Annotated in this window: 18 protein-coding genes; 10 read left to right on the top strand and 8 right to left on the bottom strand. The window is 53.0% G+C overall.

Annotated elements, in window-relative coordinates; translation table 11 throughout:
* Positions 1–25: 25 nt before the first annotated feature.
* The 4 genes from HOJ08_05250 to HOJ08_05265 all read left to right on the top strand — a co-directional run bounded on the left by HOJ08_05250 (position 26) and on the right by HOJ08_05265 (position 4,273).
* The gene (locus HOJ08_05250; GenBank protein MBT5672839.1) at positions 26–1,276 is read left to right on the top strand and encodes a hypothetical protein; all 1,251 of its coding nucleotides are present in this window, start codon (positions 26–28) and stop codon (positions 1,274–1,276) included.
* A gap of 50 nt (positions 1,277–1,326) precedes the next feature.
* A complete protein-coding gene (locus tag HOJ08_05255; GenBank protein ID MBT5672840.1) occupies positions 1,327–2,562 on the top strand; it encodes an MFS transporter in 1,236 nt (411 codons plus the stop codon).
* Positions 2,563–2,636: 74 nt separating this feature from the next.
* A complete protein-coding gene (locus HOJ08_05260; GenBank protein MBT5672841.1) occupies positions 2,637–3,353 on the top strand; it encodes a dienelactone hydrolase family protein in 717 nt (238 codons plus the stop codon).
* A 29-nt stretch (positions 3,354–3,382) separates the two neighbouring features.
* Entirely contained in the window at positions 3,383–4,273 is an 891-nt protein-coding gene (locus tag HOJ08_05265) for an SDR family oxidoreductase (GenBank protein ID MBT5672842.1), read from the top strand.
* A gap of 3 nt (positions 4,274–4,276) precedes the next feature.
* On the opposite strand, the gene HOJ08_05270 is transcribed toward HOJ08_05265, so the two are convergent.
* Entirely contained in the window at positions 4,277–4,702 is a 426-nt protein-coding gene (locus HOJ08_05270; GenBank protein MBT5672843.1) for a cupin domain-containing protein, read from the bottom strand.
* Positions 4,703–4,823: 121 nt separating this feature from the next.
* Positions 4,824–6,863, bottom strand: a complete 2,040-nt coding sequence (locus HOJ08_05275) for an EAL domain-containing protein (GenBank protein ID MBT5672844.1) — start codon at positions 6,861–6,863, stop codon at positions 4,824–4,826.
* Positions 6,864–7,147: 284 nt separating this feature from the next.
* On the opposite strand from HOJ08_05275, the gene HOJ08_05280 reads away from it, so the two are divergent.
* Complete coding sequence (locus tag HOJ08_05280) at positions 7,148–9,472, top strand: xanthine dehydrogenase family protein molybdopterin-binding subunit (protein ID MBT5672845.1); 2,325 nt, start codon at positions 7,148–7,150, stop codon at positions 9,470–9,472.
* 3 nt (positions 9,473–9,475) lie between these two features.
* Here the strand turns inward: HOJ08_05280 and HOJ08_05285 are convergent, their stop codons facing one another.
* Positions 9,476–10,390 carry an ABC transporter substrate-binding protein gene (locus HOJ08_05285; protein ID MBT5672846.1) on the bottom strand — a complete coding sequence of 305 codons (915 nt, stop codon included), beginning with the start codon at positions 10,388–10,390 and terminating at the stop codon, positions 9,476–9,478.
* 255 nt (positions 10,391–10,645) lie between these two features.
* On the opposite strand from HOJ08_05285, the gene HOJ08_05290 reads away from it, so the two are divergent.
* A complete protein-coding gene (locus tag HOJ08_05290; GenBank protein MBT5672847.1) occupies positions 10,646–10,849 on the top strand; it encodes a cold-shock protein in 204 nt (67 codons plus the stop codon).
* Between the two features lie 81 nt (positions 10,850–10,930).
* Here the strand turns inward: HOJ08_05290 and HOJ08_05295 are convergent, their stop codons facing one another.
* Complete coding sequence (locus tag HOJ08_05295) at positions 10,931–12,619, bottom strand: glutamine--tRNA ligase/YqeY domain fusion protein (protein ID MBT5672848.1); 1,689 nt, start codon at positions 12,617–12,619, stop codon at positions 10,931–10,933.
* A 37-nt stretch (positions 12,620–12,656) separates the two neighbouring features.
* Positions 12,657–13,952 carry a cation:proton antiporter gene (locus tag HOJ08_05300; GenBank protein ID MBT5672849.1) on the bottom strand — a complete coding sequence of 432 codons (1,296 nt, stop codon included), beginning with the start codon at positions 13,950–13,952 and terminating at the stop codon, positions 12,657–12,659.
* A 144-nt stretch (positions 13,953–14,096) separates the two neighbouring features.
* Here HOJ08_05300 and HOJ08_05305 point away from each other — a divergent pair, with 144 nt between their 5' ends.
* Positions 14,097–14,576, top strand: coding sequence for an OsmC family protein (locus tag HOJ08_05305; protein MBT5672850.1), 480 nt, complete (start codon positions 14,097–14,099; stop codon positions 14,574–14,576).
* A 9-nt stretch (positions 14,577–14,585) separates the two neighbouring features.
* On the top strand, positions 14,586–15,599 hold the full coding sequence (locus tag HOJ08_05310) for a TAXI family TRAP transporter solute-binding subunit (GenBank protein ID MBT5672851.1): 1,014 nt from the start codon (positions 14,586–14,588) through the stop codon (positions 15,597–15,599).
* Positions 15,600–15,607: 8 nt separating this feature from the next.
* Here HOJ08_05310 and HOJ08_05315 read toward each other — a convergent pair whose 3' ends face one another.
* Positions 15,608–16,288, bottom strand: coding sequence for a glutathione S-transferase family protein (locus tag HOJ08_05315; GenBank protein ID MBT5672852.1), 681 nt, complete (start codon positions 16,286–16,288; stop codon positions 15,608–15,610).
* 202 nt (positions 16,289–16,490) lie between these two features.
* Between HOJ08_05315 and HOJ08_05320 the strand changes: the two genes are divergently transcribed.
* Together HOJ08_05320 and HOJ08_05325 are read left to right on the top strand one after the other, a co-directional pair.
* A complete protein-coding gene (locus HOJ08_05320) occupies positions 16,491–17,870 on the top strand; it encodes a leucyl aminopeptidase family protein (GenBank protein ID MBT5672853.1) in 1,380 nt (459 codons plus the stop codon).
* 116 nt (positions 17,871–17,986) lie between these two features.
* A complete protein-coding gene (locus HOJ08_05325; GenBank protein ID MBT5672854.1) occupies positions 17,987–18,337 on the top strand; it encodes a MarR family transcriptional regulator in 351 nt (116 codons plus the stop codon).
* A 12-nt stretch (positions 18,338–18,349) separates the two neighbouring features.
* Here the strand turns inward: HOJ08_05325 and HOJ08_05330 are convergent, their stop codons facing one another.
* Both HOJ08_05330 and HOJ08_05335 read right to left on the bottom strand, forming a co-directional pair.
* Positions 18,350–18,655, bottom strand: a complete 306-nt coding sequence (locus HOJ08_05330) for a hypothetical protein (GenBank protein ID MBT5672855.1) — start codon at positions 18,653–18,655, stop codon at positions 18,350–18,352.
* Between the two features lie 343 nt (positions 18,656–18,998).
* Positions 18,999–20,633: an ABC transporter ATP-binding protein gene (locus HOJ08_05335; GenBank protein ID MBT5672856.1), complete on the bottom strand. Its 1,635-nt coding sequence runs from the start codon at positions 20,631–20,633 to the stop codon at positions 18,999–19,001.

Consider the following 20,633-nt stretch of genomic DNA (forward strand, 5'->3'; position numbering starts at 1 on the left):
GATAAAAATGCATGGAGAGACCAAAATGGGAAACAGCATCAACCGGGTTGTAAGGTTAGCATTTGTCAGTACTGCATTTTGTTTGGGGCTTGGAACGATTGCCGCACCCGCAAAGGCATCAGACATTTTTAAGGGCAAGACCATTACCTATGTCGTCGCCACCTCACCGGGTGGGGGCTATGACGGGTATTCGCGGCTGACGGCGCGTTATATGGAAAAATATTTGCCGGGGTCAACCTTTGTGGTGATCAACCGACCGGGTGCAGGGCATCTGATTGGCACCAATTTAATTTACAGCGCCCGGCCCAATGGCCAGACCATCGGCAGCTTTAACATGGGCGTTTTATATTCCCAATTGGTGGGGTCCAAGGCGGCGCGGTTTGATCTGGCCAAAATGTCATGGGTGGGTAAGGCGGCAGCTGACAAACGCATCATCATGGTGGCGGCCCAGTCCCCGTTTAAAAGTTTCCATGATCTGCAAAAGGCGAAGAAACCGGTACCCTTTGCGGTATCGGGCGTTGGCAGTGCCGCCTATACGGAATTGCGATTGCTGGCCAATGTTTACAATCTCAAGATCAAGCTGATGTCGGGATACAGCGGCACCGATGATGATTTGGCGATGATGCGCGGTGAAGTGGTCGGGAAAATGGGTGCCATCAGCGGCCAGGGGGATTTTGTTCGCCGGGGCCGGGGGCGCTTTATCCTTCAGGTTGGCGGCACCCGTGAAACCGGTCATGGCGAAATGACCTATGGCGCAGATATTGCCAAAACACCGGAACAGAAGGCGGTGATGAAATTGATCGCGAGCCAGGGCCAAATCATGCGGGTAACCGCAGGGCCACCGGCCATTCGTGCTGATCGGTTGGCGGCATTGCGCGATGCCTATGGCAAGGCCTATACGGATGCGGGGCTTTTGGCGGCTGCAAAAAAATTGCATTACGTGATCGGCCCGGCTGTGGGTGAGGCCGTGGCGAAAACCATTCGTGAAACCCTGAAACAGCCGCCCACAATTGTTGCCATGTTGAACGAGCTGCAAAACAGCAAGCCCAAGACCTTTACCATTGATGTGAAATTGGTCGAAATTCGCCGGGGCGGGCGCGAGATTCATTTCACTTATGGGGGTGGTAAAAAAACCAAATCCAAGATCAGTGGATCACGCACCATCGTTAAAATTGCTGGCAAGAGCACGGTTCGTGGAAAATTGAAGGTCGGCATGGCCTGTGCGGTGACCTATCGCGGCCCGAAAACAGAATCGACGCTTGTTGACTGTAAGTAATCATCGCCAGGCGGGGGTTGCCGCCTAGAGCAAAGGGCTAATAAATTTAAATGCTGGATCGATTAAAAGGAGGCGGTATTGGCCGCGCCTTGCGCCATACCAATTACCGCCGATTTGCCGTGGGTGATCTGGTTTCGCTTCTGGGCAACTGGGTACAACGGGTGGCGATTGGCTGGCTGGCTTGGGAGTTGACGGAATCGGGCACCTGGCTTGGCATTATTGCCATGGCGGAACTGGCGCCATCTATTTTGTTCAGCCCCTTGGGCGGGGCGTATGCCGATAAAGCGGACCGTTTGAAAATATCCATCGTTACCCAGGCCATTTTGATGGGTCAGGCCGTGGCGCTCGCGGGGTTGACGTTTACGGGCATGATTGAAATTTGGGGGCTGGTTGGATTAACCGCCCTGCGTGGATGTTTGAATGCGTGGAGCCATCCCGCCCGCCAAGCGCTGGTGCCGAGTTTGGTTCCACCCGAAGATTTGCCAACGGCCATTGCGCTGAATTCTGTCTTTTTCAATACCGCCCGGTTTATCGGTCCGGCATTGGCCGGGGTTATCATCACCAAATGGGGCGTCGGCCACGCCTTTGTGTTCAACTCGGTCACGTTTTTGGTGTTTCTGCTGGCGCTGTCCCGGTTGCGGTTGCCGTTCCGCGAAGAATTTACCAGAAAGCGGCAATCCTTAGGCGCACAGTTGATTGAGGGCTACCGCTACGTCGTTGGTCATCCCGGCATCGGCCCCATATTGGGCATGTTGTTGGCCACGGCAGTGCTGGCGCGGCCCGTTGGGGATTTGTTGCCGGGGTTTGCCGGTGCGGTGTTTGAAAATGGCGCGGTCGGCCTGGCTTGGCTGACATCGGTCATGGGGTTTGGGTCTATGATCGCTGCTTTTGGCGTGGCCCAGCGGGGCCATGTTTCGGGGCTGACCCGAATGGCTGTGGCCAACACCATGTTAACCGGTGTGGCGTTAATGGCATTTGCGCTGGCACCTACTTTCTGGTTGGCGCTGGTGGTTTTGGGCATTGGCAGTTTCGCCATGACCATCACTGGCATCTCCAGCCAGTCTTTGGTCCAGAATGCGGTTGATGGCAGCCTGCGCGGCCGTGTGATCAGCATCTATGGCATGATCTTTCGGGCAGGCCCCGCAACCGGGGCACTGATCCTGGGCATATTGTCGGAAAATTTTGGGTGGCACTGGCCCATGGCAACCAGTGCGGCGCTGTGTCTTGGTATTTGGGTATGGGGCCGACGGCGGCTTAAAACCATGGCAGCCGCTTTGGAGATTTGATTGCCAATCCTCTAGCCCAAGCTGATAACCAGTGGTAATTTAGAGCAATACCATCACAACAAAGGGAGGCCATTATGGCAGCACAAGTGGATGAAAATGATGCCCGCATTGAAACGGAAACTGTTTCTTTTGCAGGCGCATCTGGTGACATCAATGGGTATCTGGCTCGCCCCAAGGGCGCTGACAGTGCACCTGGCCTTGTCATTATTCATGAAAACAAGGGGCTGACCCCGCATATCAAAGATGTGGCCCGTCGCGGCGCCCTTGAAGGATTTATCACCTTGGCACCGGATTTTCTGACTCCGGCCGGCGGCACCCCGGATCTGGAAGCCGATGGCCCGGCCCGGACCAAGTCTCTGGATATGGCAAAGACCATCGGTGATGGCCTGGCGGCAGTTGATAGCATTCGCACGCGAAGCGATAGCAATGGCAAGGTTGGGACCATCGGATTTTGCTGGGGGGGTGGGCTTTCCAACCAAATCGCTGTTCACGATCCAAACCTTGATGCCGGCATCGTTTTTTATGGGCGATCCCCCAAAGATGAAGACGCCGCAAAGATCAAGGCGCGCCTGTTGCTCAATTATGGGTCACTGGATGAAAACATCACCCCTTCGGTGGCGGCATATGAAGCGGCATTAAAGGCCGCAGGCGTTGATCATCAGATCTTTATTTATGATGGCGGCAAACACGGTTTTCACAATGATGAAAATGCAGAACGCTATCATGGCGAACATTCAAAAACTGCATGGCAGCGCAGTATAGAATTCATGAAAGAAACGCTCGGCTCTTAAGCTCGGCACTTAAGGAAAAGGGGCCGTTCATGGCAGATAAACCACTTTCGGGAAAGGTTGCCATTATCACCGGTGGTTCCAGAGGGCTGGGCCGGGAAATGGCCTGTGCCTATGCTGCGGCCGGTGCTGCAGGCATTGCCATAACGGCGGCACCCGGGGCGGATGAAAACGCCGATGGGATCAATGCCGAATTGAACGCGGTTATCGCTGACATTGAAAAGGCCGGGGGCAAGGGGTTGGCAATCATTGCTGACGTTGCAGATGCGGCGGATTGCCAGCGTGTGGTGGATGAAACCCTGAAGGCCTTCGGCGCGCTTCATATATTGGTCAACAATGCCGGAAAATCGGGTCGCTATGTCCATGGTGGGAATACGGCACTTTCGATTTCTGATGTTGACCCGGCTGGGCTGAGGGACGTGATTGAGACCAATGTTCTTGGCCCATTCTTGATGGCCAATGCGGTAACCCGGCATCTTTTGGATGGGGGTTGGGGGCGGGTTATCAATATTTCAAAACGTGCCGATTCCATGCACAAGAAATCCATCACCCCATATGGCCCCTCCAAGGCGGCACTTGATGCCGCAACCATTGCCTGGGCCGAAGCCATGATCGATACCGGGGTCACGGTGAATTCATTGAGCCCGGGGGGTGCGGTCAATACACGATTTGGAACGGGAAAGATACAGAACCGGGGCCTTGATCCGGCAGTGATCGGGCCGATTTCGGTGTGGTTGGCATCAAACGCGTCTGATGGCATTACGGGATGTCGCTATGCGGCTGACCGATGGGATAGCGCTCTTGGGGTGCTGGGCCCAGATCAGGCCATGAACGCAGCGGAAGGCAGCCGGGAGCGGGCAATTTTCCCCGTGCCAGAACGCCCCACACCTTTGGATCGGGCCTGGAAAGAACCGATCAGCTAAATATTATTTCAGGTTTTGGCTGTCGCGCCGATCGGTTTTTTCACCAACAGCGCGTGTATCGCGGATGTTCAGCACATCTTTTTTGGTGTCATAATTAATATGTGTGTTGGCGCTATTTGGTCCCGTGCGGGTGCCCATCAGAACCATGGGGCCATCGCCCGTATTTTCCAGCTGATAGAAAGAACCGCCTTCAATCAATGCGGCCATGCCGGGCCCCAGGGTTGATGCACCCCCATCGGGAAAGGACATGGTGCAGGCGCCTTCCAGACACATGAACGTCTGGTCACCGGGATGGCAATGCATGTCATCTTTGTCGCCGGGATTGGGATAATAGTGCATCCAGGCATGCATTTTGCGGGTATCCATGATTATTTTGCGTTTTCTACGCTCATGGGCCAAGCCGACAACATCAACTATTTCAATCGCCATGGTTTTTCTCCTGTTCAAGGTTCTCTGTCGCCGCGTCGGGCAAAACGGAATGTATCGCGATATTAGCGCAATTTTTGGGTTGATGAAGCTACATTTTTGGAAATGCCGGTGAGATTAACCTCTATTGGGCGGCATCACTCTGGGGCTTGTTTTGCGATGCTAATTTGACAAAATTCTCAGGCGTTAAAGGTCTTGCCAGATAATAACCCTGCACTTCGTCGCAGCCAAAAGCACGGAGGCAATCCAGTTGTTCCTGCGTTTCCACGCCTTCGGCAATGACTTTAAGGTTTAGAGAATGCCCAAGATCAATGATGGTTTTGGTGATGGCCTCAGTGGGGGCGTCGTCAACCATGCCTCGGATGAACGATTGATCAACTTTCAGATGCTGGATCGGGAATTGTTTGATGTAGCTAAGCGATGAATACCCGGTTCCAAAATCGTCAATGGCAAGGCTGACCCCGATATTACGCAAATCCCAAAGCATTGCGATGATTTGATCCATGTCATGGACGCCGCCCGACAAGGTCATGCTTTCGGTGATTTCCAGTTCAAGCCATTGCGGATCAAGGCCGGATTTGGTGAGTGCCGCTTTCACGCTATCCACCAACCCGGCGTTCTCAAACTGGATGGCGGATATATTGACCTTCACCGGGACTTTGGGGAGCCCTTGTTCCTGCCATGCCTTGTTTTGGCGGCAGGTCTCTTCCAAAATCCATTCCCCCATGGGAATAATTAGCCCGCTATTTTCTGCAATGCCAATAAATGCGCCGGGAGGCACAAGCCCCTTGCCTGGGTGGTTCCAACGGATCAGCGATTCGACGCCGGTTAATTTTTGAGTATTGGTGTCAAATTGGGGCTGGTAGTGCATCAGGAATTCTTGGCGTGCGATGGCCAGACGCAATTCATTTTCCATTGTTTCCTGTTCGGTGATGCGGGAATGCAGTGCATTGTCATAAATTTGATAACAGCTCCTGCCTTCATCCTTGGCATGATAAAGCGCCTGATCCGCCTTGCGGATCAGTTCATCGGGGTCCCCACTGTCATGGGGGAAAAAAGAAATACCAATACTGGTGCCCGCTTGGAGATAGCAACCACTGACAATGTGGGGTTCTGAAATCGCCTTAACAATGCGGTCGGCCAGCCTATGCACAGGGGCGTTGTCTGCCAGATTGGTCAGGATAATGGCAAATTCATCGCCGCCAAGCCGCGCGACTGTATCGGTATCACGCACGGACTTGTGTAAATTTTTGGCGACGGTCTTGAGCAGTTCATCCCCGATGGGGTGGCCGAAGTTGTCATTTATTTCTTTGAATTTATCAAGATCGAGAAATAACAAGGCCCCGCCCATGCCGGAACGGGTGGAATTCTTGACAGCATCTTCCAGGCGGTCATGAAACAACTGGCGGTTGGGTAGGCCCGTCAAGGGATCGGTATGGGCCATTTTCCATTTTATGGCATCATTGTGTTTGCGCTCGGTGATGTCGGACAGGGTGACAAGGATACTGGAAAGTTTTCCTTTGGCATCAAAAATGGGCGTGCCTAAAAATTTGATGAATGTTTCATTGTCATCATCACTGTCATCATCAATGCCATCATTTGCCAATGCCACTTCACAGGCAGCCACATTGCCATCCCGCCACTGTCTTTGGGTTTTCAATAGTGTTTCGGAAAATTCTGGCCGGGCGATGGCTCCTAAAGACTTTCCATCAAGCCAGTTAATCGTATCAATGTCGAAAAAGGTCCGGGCTGGTGGGTTTGCATAAAGCAACTTTCCCTCCGGCGTGATGTGGCAAATTCCAACAAAGACCACTTCCATCAATGTCTGGTATTGGCGTTCGCTTTCTTTAATTTTGTCCCGGGCAAGCAACAGCTCTTCGGCGATGACGGCATGATCATTTGCCTCTTTGTTGACCCGATCGTTGGTATCTTCGAGTTCTGCACATTGCAGCAAAAGTTTTTCACAATTCAGTTGCAATTCGGTTTCGCGGCGTTTGTTCGTGGCAGAAAACCAGTATACCGTACCGACCCAGAGCAAAGCGCCCACACCCAATAGAGTCGCAATCAAAGGGGATCGCTCGGGCGTAAAAGCCCAAAGGGCCGCCACAAGGACAAGCGGCACGGCCAGCGTTGCTATTTTTGCAATGGGTTGTTTTAACGCCACGCAGTTATTTCCCAAGATTGGCAAGGCATTGAATAACTCAGTGAGCCATTTGTGCTTTGTCATCTGCTTTGATTCCGGTGCCTCATGCACTGGAAATTCCCTAGATTTTAGCCGTTTAGTGCTTAACATTTGCTTGTGATTAATTAAGAACGACTTGCGACAACTGGGGCAACCTTGCCCCCAATTGTGTTGATACCCGCAGGGATGGGCGCATTCTCTTGTAGATGGGGCGGGTTCCGTATATTCGTATTAAATAAACATATTTTGAAAAATGGGAGAGTTTGATGGGGAAATATGCACTCGGACAGCCGGTGTGGCGGGCAGAAGACAAGCGCCTTTTAAGAGGCGGCGGCCGCTATGTTGATGATGTGCAACTGCCCCGGATGGTGTTTGGCTGCGTTTTACGCTCCCCTCATGCCAGTGCAGAAATTCTTTCCATTGATAAGCAGGCGGCCTTGGCAGCACCCGGCGTTTTGGCTGTGCTCACCCATGATGATTGGGCGGCTTCGGGGTTTGGTGATCTTCCCAATGCCAAGGGTCTGAAGCGCCGTGATGGGTCTGATATGTATCAGACCCAGATTTTTCCCCTTGTGGCGGATCGGGTGCGCCGGGTTGGGGATTACGTTGCTTTTGTCGTCGCCGAAACTGCTGCTCAGGCTCAGGATGCATCGGAATTGATTGATGTGGCGTACAAGGCATTGCCATCGGTCACCAACACCAAAGCAGCCCTTGATCCTGATGCGCCCCGGGTCTGGGATGATTGCCCCGACAATATTTCTTTTGTTCACCAAGCCGGTGATCAAAAGGCGGTGGATGCTGCTTTTGAAACTGCAGCCCATGTGGTGGAACGCGATATGGTCATTAACCGGGTGACGGCATCGGCCATGGAGCCCCGGGCAACGGTGGGAACGTATGACCCGTCCTTTGACAGCTACACCCTCTATACAACGTTGCAAGGCGCGCACCCATATCGGTCTCAATTGGCCAACCGGGTGCTTAAGGTTGCCGAAAGCCGGGTGCGCATTGTTGCCGGAGATGTTGGCGGCAGTTTCGGAATGAAATCCAATATTTATGCGGAAGGGCCGTTGTGCCTGTTGGCGTCTAAATTGACAGGCCGCCCGGTAAAATGGGTAGCGACACGAACCGAATCATTTCTAAGCGACACCCATGGTCGTGACAATGTCACCCATGGGGCGCTGGCCCTTGATGCCGATTATAATTTTCTGGCGCTCCGGGTGAAGACCATTGCGGGGCTTGGCGCCTATGTTACCAACAGCACGCCCAACCCGGCCATCAACAACATTGGCTCTATGGCGGGTGTTTATACGACGCCTGCCATCCATGTGGATGTGACGGGTGTTTTCACCAATACCAACCCAACGTCGCCCTATCGGGGTGCCGGTCGGCCAGAGGCTGCTTTTGTGATCGAACATATGATTGATGCGGCATCGGATGATTTGGGGGTGGATCCGGTGGACCTGCGTCGTCGCAACACCGTTCAACCCGATGCGATGCCCTTTAAAACGGCCCTTAATCAGACCTATGATTCCGGAGAATTTGAGAAAAATCTGGATATGGCCCTGGCGCTTGCCGATTACAAAGGCTTTGAAGCCCGTCGTGCAGAATCAAGTGCCCGGGGAAAACTGCGCGGCATCGGTATTTCCAATACCATTGAACGCGCAGCAGGGCCGGGCATTGAAGGCATGGAATTGCGCTTTGATCGCTCAGGCACGGCAAGCATTCTGGCGGGTTCCGTGACCCAGGGCCAAGGCCATGAAACCGTGTTCAAGCAATTGGTGTGTGACCGTCTTGGGCTGGAAATGGATGATGTCAATTATGTCTGGGGAGACACGGACAAGGTCCCATTTGGCCATGGCACCGGTGGATCGCGTTCGGCGACCCATGGGGGTTCTGCCCTGAATATGGCGGTGGATAAGGTTTTGGCAAAGGCCACCAAAATTGCAGCGCATTTGCTGGAAGTGGACCTAGATGAGGTCGCCTTTGAAGATGGCATTTTTTCAAGCGGTGCGTCTAACCGCTCCCTCACCATCAAAGAGATTGCCAAAGCGGCACCGTTGCCCAAAAACTTGCCCGAAGGCATGGAGCCGGGATTGATGGAAAGTGCTGTGCGCAAAGCCACCGTGGCCAACTTCCCCAATGGGTGCCATGTGGTAGAATTAGAAATTGATCCCGAAACAGGGACGATTGAGCCCATCGATTACAACGTGGTGGATGATGTGGGCTTGGTCATGAATCCCAAGCTGCTTCATGGCCAAATCCATGGCGGCATTGCTCAAGGATTGGGCCAGATTTTAAAGGAAGACATCAATTACGATGATGACGGCCAGTTGGTCAGCGCAACGTTTCTTGATTACGCCATGCCTCGGGCCACAGATTTCAGCCACATGCGGGTGGAGACTAACCCGGTGCCGACCGAGACCAATCCATTGGGCACAAAAGGCGCAGGTGAAGCGGGTGCCGTTGGGGCCATGCCTGCGGTCACCAACGCATTGATGGATGCCCTGTCACCTTTGGGTATTCGGTCTGTGCCAATGCCAGCGACCCCACAGCGTCTTTGGCGTTTAATCAAAGGCGCTGCAAACGTTTAAACTTCAGGCGGCATTTTTTGGTTTGCCGCCGGCTGCGGGTGCAGTCAGGCCCGTGGCTTCGCACCAGTAGCTGGTATCGTAGAATTGTTCTGCTGAATGGTGGGGTGGCGGATATAACCCCAGCTCGATCCTAAGCTCCATGTTTTGGCGGATGGCATCGGGGTTGATGCACCCTTTGGGCACAACGCGAACGTACGCATGTTCGGCGCGTTCCTGGGTGAGCCCTTGCTGGCGCATCAGGATGTCGATAGTTTCGGCCTTGTTCTCAGGTTTCAAAAGCCAGTCACACGATGCAGACCACGCCCGGATAAACCGCACCACGGTTTCACGATTTTCTTCAACCCAGCTTCGGAGACTCCAGCCACAGGCCAATGGCCAATTGGGAACATAGTCATCGCCATCTGCCAGAAGGACGCCACCGCTGGCGATAATCTTGTCTGATGATGGCGGCGTCAGCATGGCTGCGGCAACCCGGCCTTCCAGAAAGGCTTCTGCGCGTTTTGGTGTGTTGCCGATGATTTCGTATGTGTAGTCATCTTCCATCATGCCGTGTTCGCGCATGATCTTCATGCGGATGACATCCAGATTGGAATCAACGGGATCAGCGGCCAAAAGTTTGCCGCGCAAGTCTTCCACCGATGTGATTCCCGGCTGTCCGATCAGGTATGCCCCAAGCCCTTCTTCGGCCTGCATAAACATGACGTAATCAACACCTTCCTTGGTCGACCGCGCGATCATGGTGTCGGCACTGGACAGCGTCATGTTCCATCGCCCTGCGGCCATTTCATCATTATGTTCCGGCGCTAGAGTCGCAATGTGAAATTCAACCTCAAGGCTTTCTTTTTTAAAAAACCCTTTTTCATCGGCAATAACATGCGGGGGCCTGCGCGAATAACCGCTTACAGTAAGGGAATCCATGGTTTTTTCCTCCTGACAGGGCTTGAATGCCCGTTATTATAAGACGCAGGTTAAGGGGCGCGCCAAAATATTCGTTGTAATTTTATAGAAACCCTCGCAAGATTAAAAGTACGACGACCGCTGCAAGATTTAGCAGACCCTGCTTTCTGTTTGTTTATTGGCTGACGAGGGCTTTATCTCCTAGATTTTTTGTGAAGGAAGTCATCGCCACGCAACATGTCGTGCGTGGTTATATAAACTTATGGGAATACTTTCATGGCTACAGGTACCGTAAAATTTTTCAACACCACCCGGGGGTTTGGCTTTATCTCTCCCGATGATGGTTCCAAAGATGTCTTTGTTCATGTCACTGCTGTCGAAGCATCAGGCATGGCAGGTTTGAACGAAGGTCAAAAAGTTAATTTTGATATTGAGCCAGATGCGCGCGGCCCCAAGGCTGTTAACCTGTCTGAAGCTTAAAGTTTATTTCAAAACTTGTTCAAAGGGCCGCCCAAGTGGGCGGCCCTTTTTTCTTACGGGGATTTGAAATAGCGATAAGCCCTATTTGCCTTTGGTCTTGGCCCAACTATCGCGAAGGGCAATGGTGCGGTTGAAGACCAGCTTTTCAGGTGTGCTGTCAGGATCTGCACAAAAATAACCCTGTCGTTCAAACTGGACCGTCACACCGGGTTCAGCCGTCGCAAGGGCGGGTTCAAGAATGCAATGTTCCAGAACGCTCAAAGAATCCGGGTTGATGTCATCCATGGCATCGCCAGAAGTGCCGGGTGTTTCAGACGCAAACAGGTGGTCATAAAGGCGAATGGATGCACGCTGGCCCTTGGCCGCTGAGACCCAGTGGATGGTGCCTTTGACCTTGCGGCCATCAGGGGCATCGCCGCCACGGGTTTCAGGATCATAGGTGCAATGTAATTCTGTGACGTTGCCCGCGTCGTCTTTCACTACGCTTTGACAGGTGATGAAATAGGCAAACCGCAGGCGCACTTCACGGCCCACGCCAAGGCGGAAAAATTTCTTTGGCGGGTCTTCCATGAAATCTGCACGTTCAATATAAATTTCGCGGCCAAAGGGCACCTTGCGGGTGCCAGCGGTTTCATCATTGGGGTGGTTGACCGCATCCAGTTCTTCGCTGTCGCCTTCTGGATAATTTGTGATGACCACTTTCAGCGGATCAAGCACGCCCATGCGCCGATGGGCAATTTGGTTCAGGTGTTCGCGCACGCAATGCTCCAGCATCTGGACTTCAACGGTGCTGTTGGCTTTGGCGACGCCAATTTTGGCAATAAAATCACGGATGGCGAACGCCGGATAACCGCGCCGGCGAAAACCGGCCAGAGTTGGCATGCGGGGGTCATCCCAGCCCGCAACATGGTTTTCGGTAACCAGCGCGATCAGGCGACGTTTTGAAAGAATGGTGTGGGTCAGGTTCAGACGTGCAAATTCGGTCTGATGGGGGCGAGCGGGTGTTGGCAGGTTTTCCAACAACCAATCATAAAGCGGGCGATGGTCTTCAAATTCCAGCGTACACAAAGAATGGGTGATGCCTTCGATGGCATCGGATTGGCCATGGGCGAAATCATAGGTCGGGTAAATGCACCAGGTATCGCCTGTTCGCGGATGGCTGGCGGCAATGATCCGATACAAAACCGGGTCGCGCATATTCATATTGCCCGATGCCATGTCAATTTTGGCGCGCAAAACATGAGAACCGTCGTCAAATTCTCCGGCCCGCATGCGGCGGAACAGATCAAGGTTTTCTGCAACCGCACGGCCCCGTGATGGGCTTTCGCGGCCCGGTTCCGTCAGGGTGCCCCGATAGGTGCGCATTTCATCGGCGCTTAAATCATCGACATAGGCGTTTCCCGCCTCAATCAGGTGTTCGGACCAGGTATAGAGCTGTTCAAAATAATCTGATGCGTAAAAAAGGTGTTCTCCCCAATCAAACCCGAGCCAGCGGAGATCAGTCTTGATGGCATCAATATAGACCTGTTCTTCTTTTGCGGGGTTGGTGTCATCAAATCGCAGATGACAGCGCCCCCCAAATTCTTCTGCTACGCCAAAATTCAGGCAAATGGATTTGGCATGCCCGATATGCAGGAATCCATTGGGTTCTGGCGGAAAACGGGTAACGATCGCGGGCACTTGATTGTTATCCAGATCGCCCTGGATCATGGTGCGGATGAAATCGTGCCCCTGATCTGGATCAGTTTCGGTTGTCTTATCTGTGTTCATAGGTTTCTTTCGCATACGCCAGTGTTATCGGCCAGCTTTATCGGCCAGCTTTATCGGAACGCGTCCGCCCCATCAAGGTCTTCTTTCCCAGATAATAGGGTTTCCAGCAGGCAATGGTTACCGGCACCGACACATTCAGCCAGAATGCTGTGAACATCAGGGTGTAAAACGCCTGCTCGCTGAGGATGGCATTCTGGACATAGGCAATGTCCATGACCACAAAGGCAAGTTCAGCGCGCCCCAGCATGCCAAAGCCAATCATCATGCTTTCACGCCATTCAAATTTTCCTGTATAGCGTGCGGCCAATGCCGCCGATGCGATCTGGACAATGAAAATGGCCCCCAACAACACCATTGTCTGGGGAATGACGGAAATCACGACATCCCATTTCAGGATGATTTTGGTGCCAAGATCGACAAAAAATACGGGCCCAATCCACGAAAAGGCGACGTTGTCGATGATGCCCTTGGTGAACTGATAATGAGAGCCATTGGGGGTCTGATCTGATTTTGGCGCGGTGTGGAAATATTCTTCTTTTAAAATCAAGCCTGCCATATAGGCCCCGACCGCAGGATGAAGGCCAAACCAGTGGGCGGCCAGTCCAATAAACATGGCAAAGGTCAGGATAATCAACGTGGCATGTTGGCCCTCGCTGAGGGACAAGATGTGCTTGATGCCAAACCGTCCCAGCCATGGAAACCAGCGAACCAGCCCTTTGGGTTCATGGGGCAAGACCCAGGCGCCAATCAGAGTAATGGCAAAGAAGAACACCATGGTTTTGCCAAGAATCTGGCTGACCCCGAGAAAGGTGGCTGGTCCCGCACCGGTGGCAATGGGGATAAGCACGGCAACGAGGGCCAATGAGCTGACACTGTCGATGACCGCCGATGTCATGATGCCGTTGGCGACATTTGACGATTGCAAGCCTTCTTCCTTGAGCGACACCATGGTCAGCGAGACGGCTGTTGCGGTCATGGTCAGGCCAAAGATGAGGGCCATATTGGTGTCTGCCCAAAAATATTGGGCGACAAAATAGGCGGTGAAAAAGGGTGCTATGGCGCCGAACAGGGCAATGCCCCAGGCACGTTTGACGCCAGCCAGGAAATTTTCTGTGCTTTCTTCGAACCCCAGCGCAAACATGATCAAGATCATGCCAATTTCGGAAAAGCCACGAATGAACGGATGACTGTTTTCGGGCAGGATACCCAAATTGACCAAAATGGCCCCAACGGCTAGAAAATAAAGAACGGGGGTCAGGCGCGTTTTTTTGGCTGCAAAGACAGCAAACAGGACGCCAGCCCAAATGATGGCAAGATGAAGAAGCGGTTCCATTAAACTGGTCTTAGGGCCTTGTCCGTTAATGTGCAAGCGTCTGATTGCATCCGTGCCGTTCCATGTGACGGCTTTGTCACTTTATGATAAAACGAATGTAGGGCAGGTGCAAAGCCAACGATCAGGACGTGGGAGAACATAAAGATGGCCATCAGACAAAAGGAACCAGGAGCACGTTCCAGCACCCGAAGCGCACATTCCGTGTGCAACAGTAAGGTGCGTTGTGAAATTGATGCGGGTGGGCATACCATTATTACCGATGAGCCGGTGCCACGCGGTGGCGATGATACCGGCGCTTCACCCCTTGCCTGTTTGACGGCATCGCTTGCGGCCTGCCAGACGGTGCAGATTGTTAAAGTGGCCGAAGCCATGCGGTTTAACCATGGCGCTATTTCCATCGAAGCAACCACCACCACGGATCGCACAGAGGGCAAAAAGGGCAATGACAAGGTCATGCGCTTTTCCGGCGCCAGTTTGGTTATTGATATTGAAACCGATGAGCCATCAGAACGTGTCGATCGATTGGCGAGTTTGTCTGAAGACCGGTGCCCTGTGGGAAATTTGTTTTCCGATGCCGGGTTTGAACCATCGGTCACTTGGAATGCACGTCCTATGAAAGGCTAGTTTTTATCTATGTTCCGGCTATTTGCCAGTTTTGTTTGTATTGCCATTTTGGGCTTTGGTGTTTCATCACCCAAAGCCCAAGAGATGAAATTTTTTCGAATTGGCACAGGCTCAATTTCCGGCATTTATTTTCCCGTTGGTGGCCTTCTTGCCAGTGCCATTTCCAACCCGTCAGGGGCAACGCTTTGTGGCAGGGGCGGATCATGCGGTGTCGCGGGCCTTGTAGCCGTGGCTCAGGCAAGCCGGGGGTCGATTGCCAACATTAAGACCATTGCTCAAGGCAAAATCGAATCGGGCTTGGCCCAGGCCGACATGGCGTATTTCGCGGCCAATGGCAAAGACCTTTTTAAAAAATCCGGTGCAATCAGGGGCCTTCGGGCCATCGCCAATTTGTACCCCGAAGCCGTCCACATTGTCGTTCGGCGCAGTTCAAAAATTCGCAGCATTGATGATCTTGGTGGCAAAAGAATTTCGCTTGATCTTCGTGGCTCCGGGACCCGCAACATTGCCCGGCGTATTTTGCAGGGCTACGGAATTACCCTGAAAGATATTCGCCAGGTCAATTCCCAGATCGGTCCTGCCATGGACCGGCTTCGTGCCGGGACAATTGATGCGTTCTTTTTTGTGGGCGGGTTTCCTGCACCCGCCATTGAACGATTAAGCCATGAAACGCCCATCAATCTGTTACCCATGCGCAGAACACGGACGGCGGCCATTCGCATCACCAATCCGTTTCTGGCCAAAACAATTATTCCCACCGGCACCTATGGCATCAAGAAAGCCGTTGAAACCTTGTCCGTTGGGGCTTTGTGGTTGGTATCGGATAAAATGGATGAAAAAACGGTCTATGGCATCACCCGGGCCTTATGGCATCCCACCACTCGTGCCATCCTTGATCAGGGGCCGCCTGCAACGCGGCAAATTCGTGTTGAAAATGCCCTGAATGGGGTGGTCATTCCTCTTCATGCCGGTGCCCGGCGCTACTATCGTGAAAAGGGAATGCTGGCCAAACACCGTCCTTGAGCCTGGTTTTATTCACCAGATGTGGGGTCAATTTCAAATTCCTGAATCACCCATGGCTCGCATTTGGCAGCCTCACACCATTCAACCATCAAGGGATGCGCATTGACCGCATCCATATAGGCAATGGCGCCTTCTTCAAGAGGAATTTCATGGGTGGTGAAACGGCTGACAATGGGGGCGAACATGGCATCAAGGGCCGAAAATTCGCCTAGGAGATAAGGCCCTTCCCCGCACGCGTTGGCATGGCTGCGCTGTGCCTCGCGCCAGATGGCCTGAATGCGATTGATGTCGCCCTGAACCAAATCATTTAATTCAATGCCGGGGATTTGGCGGCGCATGTTCATCGGCAGGGCGCGGCGAAGCGGGATGAACCCGCCATGCATTTCTGACGCCACAGCCCGTGCCCAGGCCCGTTCTGCGGGGGCTTTCGGCCAAAGCCCTGCATCGGGACATTTTTCAGCCAGATATTCAATAATCCCCATAGATTCCCAAACCGTTACCGCACCGTCGATCAGGGCAGGCAGCTTTGCCGATGGCGAATATTTCAGAATTTCCGTTCGGGAGTCAGCTTGGCGCAGGGGGATAACGATTTCATCAAAATCGAGCCCGCTTAACTTCATAGCGAGCCACCCTCTGAGCGACCACGATGAATAATTTTTGTTGGCGATTACAAAGGTAATGTCAGCCATTGCCGGGCATGCTCCCATAAGTCTGATTTTATTTTATCTGCATTCCTGATACGCGAGGGAATCAATTATGGCAAGGGAGGGGGAAAAAATGAACCCTTGATCCAAGAGGTGCTAGTCTTGGTTTGTTCATATTCTGGTTGAAAGGCGTCTGATGACACTGAAGGCATTCATTGCGAAAAAACAAAAAGGCACGGTTCCATTAATGGCCATTGCTGAGGGTAATTTTATAAAATGGCGGGCTGGGTGTCCGGCTCGAACAAAGGCTTGGCTGCGGGCCAGCGGCTTTCAGGCCAAACCCGGAACGACAAGCCTGATGGCGGGCCGAAACGGGGAACTCGAAAGGGTTTTTATCGGTATCCCCAATGGTGTGGTGCCAACATCGGGCAGTCATTCGGCCATTGATGATGGCACCCTTTGGGCGTTTGCTGCCGCATCTGCCGGGTTGCCCAAGGGCAGCTATTCCCTTTCCGGGCCAGTGTCTAAAACCCTTGCTGCTCAGGCAGCCCTGGGCTGGGCATTGGGCAGTTATCGATTTGATCGTTACGTTACGAAAGCCAAATCGGGTGCCCAATTGGTTTTCCCGGAAAAGGCGGATCAAAAATTGGTAGAGAATGCCGCGCTGTCCACATTTCTGGTGCGCGATCTGATCAATACGCCCGCCGGTGATATGGGGCCGCCAGATTTGGCTGCTGCGGCCAAAACGCTGGCCCGTGAATTTGGTGCCAAGCTTTCCGTCACCACCGGTGCCCAGTTGTTGAAAAAGAACTATCCGGCAATCCATGCCGTGGGCCGTGCATCAGACAAGGCCCCCCGATTGATCGATCTGAATTGGCGCCATGGCAGCCGTAAAAAATTGCCCCGGGTCACCATTTGTGGAAAGGGCGTGTGTTTTGATACGGGCGGGCTGGATTTAAAATCGTCTGCCGGCATGAAAATGATGAAAAAGGATATGGGCGGCGCTGCACAGGCTTTGGGATTGGCGCGCATGATTATGGCTGCAAAATTACCTGTTCAGCTGCGGGTGCTTATCCCCGCCGTGGAAAATTCGGTCAGTGGCAATGCCTATCATCCCATGGACGTGATCAACACCCGCAAGGGCACCATGGTCGAAGTGGGCAACACCGATGCAGAAGGGCGGATTGTTCTTGCCGATGCCCTGGATGCGGCCTGCACAGATTCCCCTGATCTTTTGATCGACCTTGCCACCCTGACTGGGGCTGCGCGGGTGGCGCTGGGGACAGGCATTGGGGCGTTGTTTTGTAATGATGATCAATTGGCCGAAGATACGCTGGCCGCTGGCATGGCCACCCAAGACCCCCTGTGGCGCCTGCCCCTGTGGCAGCCTTACCGGGAAAAACTTTCAAGCGCCATTGCAGACATCAACAACATCTCGCCGGGTGGCTACGGCGGGGCCATTACCGCAGCTTTGTTTCTGGAGACGTTCGTCACAAAGGATACGCCCTGGATCCATCTCGATTTTATGGGCTGGAATGATAAAGGGCGTGCGGGCCGCCCTGAAGGGGGCGAGGCCCAGGGCATGCGGGCGTTGTTTGCCATGATCGTGAAACGGTTTGGTTCTTGATTTCGCCCCGATCAGGCTCAGATCAGGCAGAGTTCTTGATCAAATTCCTGATTTAGGATAGTTTGATCCGGCTCCGTAATGAATATGCGGTGAAGTGGCATAAGGATAAGAGACCCATGGGCATTGCACTTGATTTTGATCAGGCCCTTGATATTTGGCGGGGCGCCGTTTTGGGTTCGGTGCGCGCCGATTCCCCAGACCTCAGCCAGCGGCAAATGGCCGTGATCCTTTTGGTGTACATGGGCAATCCCCCCCACACTGTGCGTGGCTTGGCGGCGGAATTGCGGGTTTCAAAACCGGCCATTACCCGCGCCCTTGATCGATTGGAAGAACTGGAATTGATAAAGCGCCTGCCCGATGAACGGGACAAGCGCTCTATTCTGGTCGGGCGCACCATTGCGGGGTCTGTGTATTTGCGTGAAATGGCCGACCGTATCACCATGGCGGCAGCGGTTACCGAACGCTAAACCATTTTAGATTTAGATGCGTCGCTCAGAGATAGTGATGATGCCAGGGGGAACAAGCCCCTCACCTGTGGCCAAGACGCAAGACCATTGTTCGTAATCGGTCAGCAGTGCCGTCCAGGTGCCATCGGACTTGGAAACATGGAATTCTAAAATGCCGGTTCCCTTGATTTCGCGAACTTCGGCCAGTTGTTCGCCATATTCGGTAATCAACGTATCCAGCATGCGGGAACGATCGAGACAAACGGCGGCTTGCGCGGGGCTGACCGGTGCTATGGCCAGAATCAGGATGGGTAACAATAGAAGCAAGAAGCGTTTCATGGTCTTCTCTTTCGTTCCGATCCCCCCCACATCGAGTGGATCAAATCACCAGACCAATCATCCTTGTCCTTTTGTTCGCCCTGCCTCGGGTCTTTATAAATCCTGTTTCTTGTGACCCTGATTGCGGGGGGTCTGCCCATTTTTGCCCCTGATGGTTCCGGGGTCATTGCGATTGGCGTCTATGCCAAAAGAAGTAGTTCATCCTTTTTAAGGGACAAAAGTTAATTTTCTAATTATGTCTTTGAGCGAAATTTTAAAACGCGAAATTCGCAAGATTATTACGCATGAAAAGCCATTATTTGGCAGTTTTATTGAGGTTTCTGCTGTTGGCACAATGCCCGAATTAATCGGGGATTGTGCTGAGATCAAAGGCCGCCGCCATCAGGGCCAAGGTATAAGGGGTTTTGGGGTGATCGAAGATATCTTCTGCCAGACCAAATTCGATCATTTTGCCATCCTTGATCACCAGAACCTCGTCGGCCATTGCGCGCACGACCCGAAGATCATGGCTGATGAACATATAGGCCAGCCCATGGCGGTCCTGAAGGTCGCGCAACAGATTGACGATCTGTGCCTGAACAGACATATCAAGGGCCGATGTTGGTTCATCAAGGATGATGATTTTGGGCTTTAAAACCAGTGCCCGGGCAATGGAAATGCGTTGGCGCTGGCCGCCAGAAAATTCGTGGGGATAGCGATGCTTGTCATGGGCATCCAGACCCACTTCTGACAGGGCAGCATCAATCAATGTTTCACGGGCCGCATCATCGCTGCCAATTTGGTGGACTTGTAACCCTTCGCCAATAATTTGGCTGACAGATAGACGTGGGGAAAGCGAAGAAAACGGGTCTTGGAAAACCACCTGAATTTCACGGCGAAACGGCCGGATTTCTTTTTCGGGCCGGCCATCCAATTGGTGTTCGCCAAAATGAATGCTGCCAACGCTTTGTTGCAGTCGCAAAAGCGCCATGCCCAGCGTCGTCTTGCCAGACCCAGATTCGCCCACCACCCCAAGGGTGCGGCCAACACGTAATTGTACGGAAAGCCCATCAACGGCTTTGATGTGGCTGGTAGTGCGTTGCAAGATGCCTTTCTTGACGGGGAACCAGACCCGCAGGTTTTCTGCCTCCATGATGATGGGGGTGTTGCGTGCTTCGCGTTCGGGCTTGGCTTTGGGTTCTGCTGCCAAAAGATGTTTGGTGTAGTCATGGGTGGGATGATCGAAGATATCGGCGGTTGGGCCGTGTTCGACGATTTGCCCATCGGTCATGACCAAAACCCGGTCCGCCATGTGGCGCACGATGCGAAGGTCGTGGGTGATTAATAAAAGCGCCATGCCCAGTTTCTTTTGCAGATCGATCAAAAGATCAAGAATCTGGGCCTGAACCGTGACATCCAAAGCGGTGGTGGGTTCATCGGCGATCAACAGGTCTGGCTCATTGGCCAATGCCATGGCGATCATGACGCGCTGGCGCTGGCCACCGGATAATTCATGGGGATAAGCCTGAAGCCGGTTTTCCGCATCTTGTAATCCGACCATGTGCAACAGTTCCAGTGCCCTTGCCCGGGCATCAGAGGGGCGCAGCCCATTATGGAGCACCAGCGTTTCGGTGATCTGGCGTTCAATGTTGTGTAAGGGGTTAAGGGACGTCATGGGTTCCTGGAACACCATGGAAATACGATTGCCCCGAACGTTTGAAAGGGTCGTGTTGTCGGCACCAACCATTTCAATGCCATCAACCAAAATGGAACCCGTTGGGTGGCTGGCCGTGGGATAGGGCAAAAGCTGCAAGATCGAAAGTGCGCTCACTGATTTTCCAGATCCCGATTCCCCGACCAAGGCAACGGTCTCTCCGTGCTTGATGGAAAGATCAATCCCGCGCACGGCATCGGCATCTTCGTCATTGGTCCCAAAGCGAACAGAAAGATCGCGGATTTCTACGAATGGTTTTTCAGGGGATGGCGTCGATACGGTCAT

This window comes from Rhodospirillales bacterium (assembly GCA_018666775.1).
In the GTDB taxonomy this organism is placed as follows: domain Bacteria; phylum Pseudomonadota; class Alphaproteobacteria; order SMXQ01; family SMXQ01; genus JABIXC01.

Bases quoted from the DNA above. Each gene is read 5' to 3' on its own strand.
- HOJ08_05260 (MBT5672841.1), top strand. From the start codon at position 2,637: ATGGCAGCACAAGTGGATGAAAATGATGCCCGCATTGAAACGGAAACT.
- HOJ08_05270 (MBT5672843.1), bottom strand. From the start codon at position 4,702: ATGGCGATTGAAATAGTTGATGTTGTCGGCTTGGCCCATGAGCGTAGA.
- HOJ08_05265 (MBT5672842.1), top strand. From the start codon at position 3,383: ATGGCAGATAAACCACTTTCGGGAAAGGTTGCCATTATCACCGGTGGT.
- HOJ08_05315 (MBT5672852.1), bottom strand. From the start codon at position 16,288: ATGGCTGACATTACCTTTGTAATCGCCAACAAAAATTATTCATCGTGG.
- HOJ08_05285 (MBT5672846.1), bottom strand. From the start codon at position 10,390: ATGGATTCCCTTACTGTAAGCGGTTATTCGCGCAGGCCCCCGCATGTT.
- HOJ08_05280 (MBT5672845.1), top strand. From the start codon at position 7,148: ATGGGGAAATATGCACTCGGACAGCCGGTGTGGCGGGCAGAAGACAAG.
- HOJ08_05255 (MBT5672840.1), top strand. From the start codon at position 1,327: ATGCTGGATCGATTAAAAGGAGGCGGTATTGGCCGCGCCTTGCGCCAT.
- HOJ08_05330 (MBT5672855.1), bottom strand. From the start codon at position 18,655: ATGAAACGCTTCTTGCTTCTATTGTTACCCATCCTGATTCTGGCCATA.
- HOJ08_05335 (MBT5672856.1), bottom strand. From the start codon at position 20,633: ATGACCGTATCGACGCCATCCCCTGAAAAACCATTCGTAGAAATCCGC.
- HOJ08_05295 (MBT5672848.1), bottom strand. From the start codon at position 12,619: ATGAACACAGATAAGACAACCGAAACTGATCCAGATCAGGGGCACGAT.
- HOJ08_05305 (MBT5672850.1), top strand. From the start codon at position 14,097: ATGGCCATCAGACAAAAGGAACCAGGAGCACGTTCCAGCACCCGAAGC.
- HOJ08_05320 (MBT5672853.1), top strand. From the start codon at position 16,491: ATGGCCATTGCTGAGGGTAATTTTATAAAATGGCGGGCTGGGTGTCCG.
- HOJ08_05300 (MBT5672849.1), bottom strand. From the start codon at position 13,952: ATGGAACCGCTTCTTCATCTTGCCATCATTTGGGCTGGCGTCCTGTTT.
- HOJ08_05325 (MBT5672854.1), top strand. From the start codon at position 17,987: ATGGGCATTGCACTTGATTTTGATCAGGCCCTTGATATTTGGCGGGGC.
- HOJ08_05250 (MBT5672839.1), top strand. From the start codon at position 26: ATGGGAAACAGCATCAACCGGGTTGTAAGGTTAGCATTTGTCAGTACT.
- HOJ08_05310 (MBT5672851.1), top strand. From the start codon at position 14,586: ATGTTCCGGCTATTTGCCAGTTTTGTTTGTATTGCCATTTTGGGCTTT.
- HOJ08_05290 (MBT5672847.1), top strand. From the start codon at position 10,646: ATGGCTACAGGTACCGTAAAATTTTTCAACACCACCCGGGGGTTTGGC.